General features: G+C 62.9%; 10 protein-coding genes. 6 read left to right on the top strand and 4 right to left on the bottom strand.

Annotation, left to right across the window (positions count from 1 at the left end; genetic code table 11):
• Window positions 1-153 precede the first annotated feature (153 nt).
• The 4 genes from HV675_RS00925 to HV675_RS00910 all read left to right on the top strand — a co-directional run bounded on the left by HV675_RS00925 (window position 154) and on the right by HV675_RS00910 (window position 4,076).
• The gene (locus HV675_RS00925) at window positions 154-876 is read left to right on the top strand and encodes a GntR family transcriptional regulator (RefSeq protein ID WP_175108851.1); all 723 of its coding nucleotides are present in this window, start codon (window positions 154-156) and stop codon (window positions 874-876) included.
• Window positions 877-1,087: 211 nt separating this feature from the next.
• Window positions 1,088-2,038, top strand: a complete 951-nt coding sequence (locus tag HV675_RS00920) for a hypothetical protein (RefSeq protein ID WP_175108850.1) — start codon at window positions 1,088-1,090, stop codon at window positions 2,036-2,038.
• 173 nt (window positions 2,039-2,211) lie between these two features.
• Entirely contained in the window at window positions 2,212-3,057 is an 846-nt protein-coding gene (locus HV675_RS00915; RefSeq protein WP_175108849.1) for a hypothetical protein, read from the top strand.
• A 203-nt stretch (window positions 3,058-3,260) separates the two neighbouring features.
• Window positions 3,261-4,076 carry a hypothetical protein gene (locus HV675_RS00910; protein WP_175108848.1) on the top strand — a complete coding sequence of 272 codons (816 nt, stop codon included), beginning with the start codon at window positions 3,261-3,263 and terminating at the stop codon, window positions 4,074-4,076.
• Window positions 4,077-4,100: 24 nt separating this feature from the next.
• On the opposite strand, the gene HV675_RS00905 is transcribed toward HV675_RS00910, so the two are convergent.
• A complete protein-coding gene (locus tag HV675_RS00905; RefSeq protein WP_175108847.1) occupies window positions 4,101-4,517 on the bottom strand; it encodes a DUF302 domain-containing protein in 417 nt (138 codons plus the stop codon).
• Window positions 4,518-4,989: 472 nt separating this feature from the next.
• On the opposite strand from HV675_RS00905, the gene HV675_RS00900 reads away from it, so the two are divergent.
• Window positions 4,990-5,607 (top strand): glutathione S-transferase family protein, encoded by a 618-nt coding sequence (locus tag HV675_RS00900; RefSeq protein ID WP_175108846.1) that lies wholly within the window; start codon window positions 4,990-4,992, stop codon window positions 5,605-5,607.
• Between the two features lie 104 nt (window positions 5,608-5,711).
• A complete protein-coding gene (locus tag HV675_RS00895) occupies window positions 5,712-7,931 on the top strand; it encodes a 2Fe-2S iron-sulfur cluster-binding protein (RefSeq protein WP_175108968.1) in 2,220 nt (739 codons plus the stop codon).
• A 221-nt stretch (window positions 7,932-8,152) separates the two neighbouring features.
• Here HV675_RS00895 and HV675_RS00890 read toward each other — a convergent pair whose 3' ends face one another.
• The 3 genes from HV675_RS00890 to HV675_RS00880 form a co-directional block, all read right to left on the bottom strand.
• Window positions 8,153-8,989, bottom strand: a complete 837-nt coding sequence (locus HV675_RS00890; protein WP_175108845.1) for a ferritin-like domain-containing protein — start codon at window positions 8,987-8,989, stop codon at window positions 8,153-8,155.
• Window positions 8,990-9,561: 572 nt separating this feature from the next.
• Entirely contained in the window at window positions 9,562-10,083 is a 522-nt protein-coding gene (locus tag HV675_RS00885; protein WP_175108844.1) for a hypothetical protein, read from the bottom strand.
• Window positions 10,084-10,300: 217 nt separating this feature from the next.
• The gene (locus HV675_RS00880) at window positions 10,301-11,836 is read right to left on the bottom strand and encodes a patatin-like phospholipase family protein (RefSeq protein WP_175108843.1); all 1,536 of its coding nucleotides are present in this window, start codon (window positions 11,834-11,836) and stop codon (window positions 10,301-10,303) included.
• Window positions 11,837-11,866: the final 30 nt, after the last annotated feature.

Genomic DNA, 11,866 nt, shown 5'->3' with positions numbered 1-11,866 from the left:
GTTAACTCAAGTTAAATGTTATTGAAGTGTGCACACTTTAAGTTCCGGAACGCGCGGGCCATCAGCCGGATCGCGTACCGGCGGCCGGCGCCCGGTTTGCTAGAATCGGGCGCCGTGCAACGCACCGGCAGCAGTTGAGCGAGGAAACAAATCATGATCAGAGATGGGGAGAGGAGCCCGGCGGGCAGCGCGGGGGCGGCTGCGGCGTCGCTGGAGGAAGCCGATTCGCCGCGTGTCGCGGAGATCGTCGATTGGGTCGCGCGCGGCATCATCGAGGGGCGCCTGCGGCCGGGCGACGACCTGAACTCGGTCGACCTCGCGAAACGCTTCAGCGTGAGCCGCACGCCGGTGCGCGAGGCGCTCTTCGTGCTGAGCCGCGAGGGGCTGGTCGACTGGTCGCCGCGCCGCCGGCCGCGCGTGTCGACACTGAACATCAAGGACGTGCGCGAGATTTACCAGTTGCGCGCGGTGCTGTATGCGCAGGTGTCGTACGCGATCGTCGAGCAGGCCACCGACGACGACATCGACGCGCTGTGGCGCGTGCACAAGCGTCTTGCCGATGTCGCGGAACGCGACGACGTGGATGGCTATTTCTGGGCGAACGTCGCGTTTCGCGATGAAGAACTGCGTGTGAGCCGCAACAACATCTTCAAGGAAGTGCTCGATACGCTGAAGATGCGCACCAACCGGCTGCGGCATCTGAGCACGTCGCTGCCCGGCCGTCTGCAGCGCTCGTGCGCCGATCACCAGCGCTTATGCGAAGCCTACGAGGAACGCGACGGCACGCTGGCGGCCGCGCTGAACCGCTCGATCGTGCTCGGCGCGCTGCATGCGATCGAGCTTGCGTGGGAAAAGGAGCCGGCGAAGTTCGAGTAGGCGAACGCGAGCGGCGGCCCTGGCGCGGTGACGCTGTCGATTGCCTATAACACGACCTCGGCACTACCTCGCCACTACCTCGCCGCGGCGCACTTCTGGGTTAATCGCTCTGAAGCGATGCGGTTGCTCGCGCTCGACACGCGGGCGTGCAGCCGGATCGCATGGGCCGCCGTTGCATTGCTGCATGGCCCATTGCCCGGAGCGTTCCGCGATGATCCGACTCCCCGCCTTGCACGAAGACGCGCATGTCACTCCCGATATAACCGGCGCGCCGGAAACCGGTGTCCCGCCGTTTCAGCGCCAGTCGCCGCCGCAGGATCGCAATACACGGCAGAGCACCGGGCGCCCGCTGCCGCAGCGACTGCGCGGCGCCGGATTCAGCGCGCCCGCACGGCAAACGCGTCTTGCGACCGGCACCGCGGTCAATCTGCGCGGACCGCTGCCCGACGCCTATATCGGCACACCGAAGGGCGACTTGCGCTCCGATCCGCGTCACGCGGGCGTGGTTCTCGATGAATCAGGCCAGCCCTATGTGCCGCTCGGCGGCCACTACTACGCAATACGAAACGACCCGGCAAACGGAACGTGGCGTGCGGTGCAGTTGCAGGATCCGGCCAAGCCAGGCATTCCGGTCCGGCGCGATCCGGCCGGCGCCTGGCAAGTGCACGCCGACGTGGGTGCGCCGGGCGGACGGCCTGTCCCGACACGCGCGCAAATCGATCAGGATCTGCAAGCGACGCGAGCCTCGCTGGACGATCTGATTGAACGGCACGTTGACCTGCGGCAGGAGGTCGAGGCGTCGCGCGACGTATTGCATCGGCACGAAGCTTTTCAGCAGGAAACGCTCGCCGATTTGCAAAGCGTGCGCGACCACCTCGATCTGTCGCAAGGCATGGCCGACTATTTCGCGAGGCAAGTCGCGCGCGGCGACGCTGACCCCTCTTTCCGGACCGCACTGGAACAGGCCGAAGGTCGCGTACAACACGCAAGAAGCGCATTGACAGGTCTCCTGCACCTGATCGACGAGTCGGAGATGCATATCGACGCACTCCAGTCACGCATCGCAACGTCCAATGCGGAGCTCAGGCAAATCGTCGAGTCGATCGTGTATGCCAGACAGCGCCTCGATCAGCTTCGGCATCAACTGGACGATTTCGAGTAACGGCGCGCACCGCCGCGCGATTGCTGTTGCGCAGCCATCGTGCTTGCCGATCGCGCGACATCGCAGCGCAAACCCCTGTCCCACTCGTCGTCGCGCGTTTCGCCCGGATCCATCGCACGAAGCTGGCGCCTGCATGCGGATCGCGCGTCGCGCTTTTCATGGAGAGTTCCGTCATGATCGCCCTCCCCGTCGCAGCCGACCGGATTCATCCCGAGCCTTGCCAATCGGGCTCCCTCGAAACACAACCCGCTGCGCCGCACGCTGCCGCCGACAGCCGCGCGCGCAGCTGCCAGACACCCGCGCAACGCGAACCCGAGCCGCGCGGCGGCAGCGCGATGTCGTCCGGCCGCCCGCCGGACGGGCCTCGTTCAGCGGGACGGCGCGCGCAGATCGCCACACGAGGCATCGCCGGTACGCCGGGTGGTATCTCCGGCGCCTATATCGGTACACCGAGCGGCGACCTGCGATCGGACCCGCGGCACGCGGGTCTCGTCATCGATGCATCGGGCCAGCGTTACGTATCGATCGGCAGGCACTACTACGCGGTACGCAACGATCCCGCGAACGAAACGTGGCGCGCCGTTCAATTGCAGGATCCGGCAAAACCCGGTATCCCGCTCGTGCGCGATCGCACCGGCAACTGGAAACCACACAACGACACCGGCTTGCCGGGCGGCAGTCCGAACGATCCTCGTATCGAAGCAGAGCGACGGTCCCTCGAGAGTTCACGTAACTGGTATCTGGACTATGTGCAAATGCTCACCACGCAGGAGCGCGCCGCACTTTTGCTGATCGATATGACCGACGGCGAACGGCAACGCGCCGAAGATCGCTTGCGCGAAATACAGGACCGCGCAGAGGACGCGGCAGAGCAGGAAAGAGAACTGCATCAGATAGAACAGCGCTTGTTGCACGCGGAACGATCGCTGCGCGGGGTACTTGACGCACTCTATGCCATACGCAACATGGTCCGCGACATCGAGCAGAACCTGGCGTTGCTGCCACCGCGCTCGCCGTAAGCACGCGCCACGCGCGCGGCGAAGCGGCCCACGTATGCCGCGCCAGATGCCTGCGTCGGCGTCGCGGCCGCCGTATGGCTTATCGCATTACATCGCGGCGCCAATCTCTGACTTAATCAACGTTACGTGATTCGATGAATGACGCAGCATGCGACGGCATGCTGCGCACGAATCGCGCGTTCAATTTTCACGGAGATTGCCCGATGCCCCCAATTCATGCGACCGGCGGTCGCGTTCATATCGAAACCCAATCACCGCACCCGGTCGAGCCGCAGGTTCCACCGCCCGAAACGCGTCCATCGAGCGCGGATCGCTTCAATGCTGGGAAACCGGTAAGCCCGCAACAAGGAACGACAGCGGGAAGCAGATCTCAGATACGTGGACGAGGCGCGTCCGGCGCGCATCAAACTGGCTCGACGCCGCCGCTGCCCGATGCGTACATCGGCCAGCCGCAAGGCGACCTGCGCGCGGACCCGCGCCACGCGGGCATCGTCATCGATGCATCAGGGCAGCCGTACGTGGCGCTCGACAACCGCTACTACGCGGTGCGCAACGATCCAACCAACGGCACATGGCGCGCGGTGCAGTTGCAGGACCCGGCCAAACCGGGCATTCCGATCCGGCAGGATCGATCGGGCAACTGGCAGCCCGATGCAGGCGTCGGTTTGCCCGGCGGCAGCCCGAACGATTCTCACGTGATGATGATGCGGCAGGATCTGGAGCGGCGCCGCGATGAATTGAACCGCGAACTGGTGTCGCTGACCCACGCTGAACGCGACGCGCTTATGCTCGTTGAACGATTTGACTCAGTCGCGCGTTTTTTCGACGGCCAGTTGAATGCGCTACGGGCGCACGGCAGCGACGACCGGAACGCGATGGCGCAAGTAGCACAGGTTCATGCCGACGTCGCCCAGGCTCAAAATACGCTGCGGCAAGTGAGAAATGAGCAGTATGCGAAGGTCGGCGTGCTGCGCGATGTCGAGCAACAACTGAGCCGGTTGCCACGCACGGCCATGTAACGCACGTGCGGCGCCAATGCGCCGCTACTGCCCCGCCACCGCGCGCAGCAAGCCCGGCACCGGCTGCAACGGCGCGAGCAGCGGCGCATCGACGCCATATGCCGCGAGCGTCTTCGTCACATCCTGATAGTCGATATGCACGTGCCGGCCGGCCTCTTCCCACACCACCGCGCGCAGCGGCAATTCCAGCGCCGCATGCGGATACGCGGCCATGACCGGCGTGCCCGACTTCGGGTTGCCGAACAGGAACAGCCGCGTCGGCCGCAACGGCATGCCGACGGTCGCGGCGGCTTCACTCTGGTCGATATCGGCAAACAGCGTCAGGCCGCGCGCGGCCAGCGTGTCGCGCAGACGCGTGACAGTCGTCGCAAAGTCGTACCGACTCTGCACGGTGACGAACGATGCGGGAACGGCATTCGGTGTTTCGGCTTGTGCAGTCATGACAGGCTCCATCCAACCGGTAAAGAAAACCACCAGTGCGACAACGATAAAACGAAGCACGCGACAACCCGTATCGCGCAGCCGTAGCCTCGCATCCGCGCCAGGGCCGCTCACCGCGCGCCCCTGTTTTTGCGCAGCACGCGCGCCACGATCGCGCCGGCGGCAAGCACCCGCGGTCCCGTGGGCACTGAAACAAACCCGCGATTCATCGATCGGCATATCCGTTTTATCAAGCACGAAGGCGCGCTACGAGTGTAGCCGCGCGCGCGGCGCCGCGGCATGCCCGAACGGCTCATCCGGATGCTCGTGCGGCTCAGAACCGGCGGCGCCGCGTGTCGCGCCGTCCATTGTTCTCGCAACGAGAAAAATGCTTTGGGCCCGCCGCGTCTTCAGAACCGCGCTGTGCGCTCCTACACTTCGATCAGTACCACCCGGCTGGGTCCGGGCTTTCAACTGACAAGAGACTCGCACCATGAAACTGTATTACCACCCGTTGTCCGGCCATTCGCACCGCGCCCACCTGGGTCTGTCGCTGCTCGGCATTCCGCACGAACTGGTCGAGGTGAATCTGGCGACGGCCGAACACAAGTCGCCCGAGTTCCTGAAGCTGAACCCGTTCGGACAGGTTCCGGTGCTGGTCGACGGCGACACGGTGATTGCCGATTCGAACGCGATTCTGGTGTACGTGGCGCGCAAGTTCGACAAGACCGGGTGGCTGCCGCAGACCGCAACCGGCGAAGCGGCGGTGCAGCGCTGGCTGTCGGTAGCCGCCGGCGAGATCGCATACGGACCGTGCGCCGCACGCCTCGTGACCGTGTTCGGCCGCCAGTTCAACACGGCCGAAGTGATTGCCCGTGCGCACCGCATTCTCGGGCTGATCGACGCGGCCTTGAACGGTCGCGACCATATCACCGGCGCGACGCCGACGATTGCCGACGTGGCGCTCTATAGCTACATCTCGAGCGCGCCCGAAGGCAACGTCGACCTGTCCGGCTACCCGCAGGTGCTCGCGTGGCTGCGCCGCATCGAAGCCTTGCCGGGCTTCGTCGACTTCACAAAGACCGCGGCCGGACTCGCAGTCAACCAGTAAGTGAACCAGCGGAGCACGCGCGAAGCGAGCGGCCGGCAATGCGCAAGCGCCGCGTGCCGGATCAGCGAGTGCCGCACCGGTTCGAAAGGAGTGCAATCGTGGACATGACCCGACCTGACCTGTTCGATGACGCCGCTTCGCCGTGGCACGCGGGCGAACTCGCGCTGCAGCGCAAGGTCGGTGTCGCCGACCAGATGAAGGACCTCGGGCGGCGCGTGTTGCGCGACCATATGCCGGACCAGCATCGCGCGTTTTTCGCACAGCTGCCGTTTGTTGCGCTCGGCTCAGTCGACCGCGATGGCGACGTGTGGGCCACCGTCATCGCCGGCAAGCCGGGCTTCATGCAGGCGCCGGACGCGCACCGCCTGAACGTCGGCGCATCGCCGGACCCGCGTGACCCGGCCGCGGCCGGCGTGCATGACGGCGCGGCCGTCGGCCTGCTCGGCATCGAACTGCATACGCGCCGGCGCAACCGGATGAACGGCGTCGTGCGCGAGCGCAGCGCGGGCGGATTCGCGGTCGATGTCGGGCAAAGCTTCGGCAATTGCCCGCAGTACATTCAGATCCGCAATTTCACCTTCTCGCGCGACCCGGCCGTACATGCGGATGCGCAGCCGATTGTCAGCAGTGAGCTGTCCGGGCGCGCGCGCGAGATCATTGCGGGCGCCGATACGTTTTTCGTCGCGTCGTATGCGGACCGCGGCAGTGCCAGTGTTAGCGGCAATGCTGGCGGCGACGGCGCCGAAGTGACTGCCGGTGTGCGCCGCGAAGTCGACGTGTCGCATCGCGGCGGCAACACGGGCTTCGTGCGCGTCGGCGCGGACGGCACGCTGACCATTCCCGACTTCGCGGGCAACCTGTTCTTCGCGACGCTCGGCAACATCCTCATGAACGGGCACGCGGGGCTCGCATTCGTCGACTTCGCGACCGGCGACCTGCTGCAGATCACCGGCGATGCAACGGTCGATCTCGATTCGCCGGAAATTGCCGCGTTTCAGGGCGCCGAGCGTGTGTGGCGCGTCAAGCCGCGCCGCGTCGTATATCGCGCGGGCGCGCTGCCGCTACGCTGGATATTCAATCAGGAAGGCTGGTCGCTGAATTCGCTGATGACCGGCAACTGGCAGGAAGCGGAGAGCCGTGTGAAGGCGGCTGCGCTCGCGCACGCATGGCGGCCGTTCCGGGTCGCGCAGATCGTCGACGAAAGCACGACGATCCGGTCGTTTCATCTGCAGCCGCTCGATGGCGCCGGCCTGATTCCGCATGCCGCGGGTCAGCATCTGCCGATTCGCGTCGCGCTGCCGGACACGGCGGCGAACGCCTCGGCTGCCACGACGAGCGTGAAGAGCGTAATCAGAACCTACACGATTTCGTCGGGACCCGCGGATGGCGCTTACCGGATCAGCGTCAAACGCGACGGAGCCGTCTCGCAGTATCTGCACGACTCATTGCGAGTGGGCAGCGTGATCGAAGCGCGCGCGCCCGCGGGCAGCTTCACGATCGATGCGCATGAAGCGCGGCCGGCGGTGCTGCTTGCCGCGGGCGTCGGCATCACGCCGATGATCGCGATGCTGCGGCATATCGTCTATGAAGGGCTGCGCAAGCGGCGCATGCGTCCGACGTGGCTGTTCCAGTCGGCGCGCACGTTGCGCGAACGCGCGTTGAGCGACGAGATCGACTATCTCGCGAGTCTCTCCGGCGGTGCGATACAGGTGGTGCGCACGCTTTCGGACCCGCAAGGCGCCCGCGAGGGCAAGGACTTCGATCACGCGGGGCGGCTCGACGTCGCGCTGCTGCGCGACACGCTGCCGTTCAACGACTACGATTTTTATCTATGCGGACCCGCGGGGTTCATGCAATCGCTGTATGACGGCTTGCGCAAGCTGAATATCGCCGACGCGCGGATTCATGCGGAAGCGTTCGGGCCTTCAGGACTCGTCCGCACGCGCGACGCACAGCGCGCGCGCATGGACACGGCCATGACCGATGCCACTGCGGATGCCACCGCAGACGCGACACCAGCCGTCGCGCCACGCGCGCCAGCGAGCAAGCCGACGCCGGTGGTGTTCGCGAAGTCGGGCAAGGAAGCGCGCTGGAACCCGTCGAGCGGCTCGCTGCTGGAGTTGGCCGAAGCGCGCGGGCTGTCACCGGAATTCAGCTGCCGCGCAGGCCAATGCGGAAGCTGCCGCACGCGGATAGTCGACGGCGCAGTCGCCTATGCGAACCCGCCGGACTATCCGGTCCGCGCAGACGAAGCGCTGATCTGCTGCGCGGTGCCGGCGAGTCCGGAAGCCGGCGGCGACGGCCGGCTGATACTCGATCTGTAACGCCGCGTTTAAAGCGCGCATTGCACGTCGCGTGATGGCGGGACGCGACGTTATGAACGAGCAAGACTGTTCGGCACACGACAATAGAACCGCGCAGTCGGGGCCGACTTCAGGACGCGCAGCGTTGGAAGCGCGGTCCCCGACGGCGAGCGTTCGAGCAACAGGATCGCTGCCAATCGCGCCGCGCTATCGGGGATTAGCGCATCATTCAGCCGCATCGATCAACCATACTCACGAAGAAATACATACTTCAAGAGCTTTTCGAGCGGATATTGCACGCCTGGCTGGACCTTCGCAGGCAGGTCAAGCGGCTTTAGCACCATCTTCACGCACATCTCGGCTGACACATTCCGGCGCAGGCGCCTGTTGATCTGCTCGGCGAGCTTCCTGTTGTAGGCCGAGTCGCCGGTCCGCTCCGGATAGCGCATCGCAAACACATGCCGCAGCGCAATCTTCAGGTCTTCGCTCTTGATCTCGATCACACGGCGCAGCAGCGCCATGAGCACGGCAAGCCGTCCGTTGCGTTCGATCCTGTTGTACTTCTTGAAGTACGACAAAAAATGCTTGTAATGCCGCACCTCGTCCGAACTGATGTTGTCGGCAATCTGCTTCAGCACGGGTTCGTTTGCGCATTTGCCAATCGCACGGTAGAGCGATGCCGTGCCGGTCTCGATCACACAGCGCGCGACCATCTCGAGCCCACGCGTTTTCTCAAACGCTTCGGTATTGCAATACGTCGAATACTCGTCGAAGAAGCGTCGAAATGCCGTGTCCCAGTCGAAATCGGGCCACACGTGCTCGATGTACGCTTTCAGCGCCCGGCCATGCTGCAGTTCCTCAGGCTTCCATTCGTTGTTGAGCCACGCGAGCACTTCCGGATCGCCGTCGAAGAAGGTGCTCAGGTCGCTTGCGTATAGTTCGGTACCGGTCTCCATAAAGGAAGCCGCACATAGCACCAGCAACAGGTCCTCGGCGGCGGTGGCGCGTTCGCGGTCGATACGGGTAAGGTCGATATCTTCGATACGCCACGGCAAACCATGGCCAGTCTCTCTATGCATGTGCGGAGTTTCCTGAAAAATGTCGGCTCATCCACGATGAAAGCCCAAGGTCGCGAGCACCGCCGGGCGCCCCTGACACTTTCAAGCCAAAAAATGGAGAGCGCCAGATGTGGACGCTCGCCAACCAGCGCTCGCTGTACAGTTCGCTGATTGGCATGCCGTCTTCGCTCGCTTGTCCGTATAACGCCACCTGACGTTCGTCTTTCTTTCCAATGACAGGTCAAACGAAATTCCCGACCGTGTTTGACGAGCTCGCGCCTGTGATGTGAAGACACCGCCCTGGAGTAAAAATTCCATTGGGGCACCAATTTCCGCGTGACTTGCAAACCCTTTTCAACAGGCTTCGAATGACGCAGATAGCCGCGATGCGACTTGCCCTGAATCCGTTGATCATTGAAAGGCCGCCTTGCCCCCCAAGGTCTCCTCTGCGGTGAGGTAATGGCATCCCTCCCTGGCGCTATCATGCTCATCGCGGTCGCAGCGCATGAGTCGGATTTAAGAAGGAGGATTGTTTCCTGATCAAAAAAATTGTCGTGAAAGTCATCATCGATCATTCAAATGACTAACATCATTTAACCGGTCGCCATTTCCAAAATTACATGAACCGATAGAATATTCAAAGCCGCAATTGAAGAAAAAAACAGAATCTGTTTTTTTGCAGCCCCGACCGGAAGGACTTCACTTAAGCTACAGGCGATGCGTAACAGCGCGTAGCACCACGCGATAAAATAATCAAATCCATTGCCGCGGTGCGTTGTGACGAGCGCCAATGAAAAAACATAGAAAATTATCGGGGCGTGCAGCAATCCCGATCGATCGGCAGCAATCCATGTCCCATCGCTGCGCGCGCCAAACACCGTTACACGAGTTCGGGTCCAACTGGCGCTTCTCCTCGCAGGGATTCCGATAATCGTCAAAAACAGGAATTCAGCCAGGCTAATTCCCCATAGCCAGATACATGTCCATGTTGCCAGCACCAGAGCGGGAAAAATAATACTATGCCAGTGGGTCACAGGTATGTCGCCAAAGAATCGGGTCCACGCATATAACAGCGGAACTTCAAATATATTCCATGGCAAATGTCGATCGCCCATGCCGTGATCATTGCATTGACCGTTCGACGAGAGCAATGGCCATATCGCTTCACCCAACATTTTCCGAAACTTTCTATTCCGTTTCACGAAATGATGAATGCTTTCGCTCGCCGGATCGGCAGCTTCCGAAACAGGGCTTGCCTCGGAGCGGTTCGGCGAGGCGAATGCTCATTGTCCAATACGTGTTGACGCGCGTTGCGCGATCTGCTGAACGTCCTCAGAGCGCGTGCGCGGCGACGAGTTCCGGGCACATTTGTCGTATGCGCGAAGTGAGCATGCCGGTCGGGTCGGCTACCGGGCTGTCGCCGCGGCGGCGGTCCGCAGGCGCAGGATCGAAGAATTGCTGGATTTGCCGTGCGTGTTGATGCACGCTCCAGCAGGCGGCAATCCGGACGAGTTGCAGATCGCAACCGGCGAGGTGATAGGCGGTCGGGATATCGCGCGCCGCGGCATACATCGCTTGCGCGCTGTCGTAATGCACATGGCAATCGGGCGTATTGATTTGCAAGCCGACGTTCAGATCATCTGGCTTCAGACTGATGACGTCAAGCCGCGTGACCGCGCCGTCCGCACGCTTTAACGTCTGCGCCGCGTAGGTGGTGACATTCCACAAGTCCCGACGGTACGTCGACGCACGCTCCTCCTGAATATCGGACAGGCGCGTGGGGTCATCGATAAACGTGGAAAGCGGCGATTGATCGCCAGAGATGGTCGTGCCGTATCCGTTGAACGGCAACGACGCGTCAAGCGACACGATCAGGTCGCGATGCGACCGGTTCTTCAGCAAATCGCGCAGGAACAGCTGCTGAATCGATTCGACACCGCTGTTGTCAGTCACGCCTCCGTCGACCAGGTGCAATAGTTCATGATTGCCAGTCAGCCTGTAGGCAATCGGCCCTATGATCAACGGAAACGCCCCCGACGCCGCGACCGCGTGCGACAGCGGCACCTGGGCGCTCTGAACCGACTGCTCGTCGGGGTTCCAGAAGTTGTCGAAACCCTCAGGGGTCAACGCGTCATGAAGGTCGCACCGGTCCAGCTTCGCCTCCTGTGCATTGTCGACGCGTTGCTCCTCTGCCGCGGGCGTATAGATGACGTTGAGCGCCAATTGCTCGGTGTTCAGGCAGAACGCGCGGTTGGGAATCGTCGTCATCACGAAGCGGCGGCCGGTATCGTAGTGCGTTGCATTCAGAATCAGAAACGGGCTTGCACCGGAAGCCTCACGTTTGTCGAGGTCCGCGAATGTGGCGCCCTGCAACAACTGCCTGTCGATCGCTTCGGTCCAGCCATGCGCATTTGAGCTGAACGTAAGAAGCTTGTTTTTGAATAGCGCGAGCTTCCAGTTGAAATTCATCCGCCGCTTGAATTCCGAAAAGAACTGCGCATACCGCACAGGCACCGTTTGTCCGGTTAGCATCGCGCTGTAGCCGCCGATGCCGTGCATGCTGAAGTACGATGCGGCAAAGCTGCCGCTCGATACGCTCGATATATGGTCGATCGTGTCGAGGAAACTGATCGGTCGACCCGGCGTAGGAGTGCCCGCCGGCGCGGCGACAGGCAGACTGCCAAACAGCTCGAGCACATAGGCCGCAAACAACGCCGATCGGTTGCCGCCGCCTGAAATTGCCACGCCGACGAGCGGCCGTGACGCGGGCCGGCTTTCCAGCAGCGCATTGCTCGTGTATGTGCTAGCCGGTCCTGACGCGAACGTGTAACTGCCGCAGGCGGCAAGCAGCGCAGCCCCGGCGATCATTAGCAGCACCGACGCGCACCTGCGTATATG

Source organism: Paraburkholderia solisilvae (assembly GCF_902859875.1).
Lineage (GTDB): Bacteria > Pseudomonadota > Gammaproteobacteria > Burkholderiales > Burkholderiaceae > Paraburkholderia > Paraburkholderia solisilvae.
The sequence above is the reverse complement of the archived record's forward strand: the minus strand, read 5'-3'. Positions and strand labels throughout refer to the sequence as shown.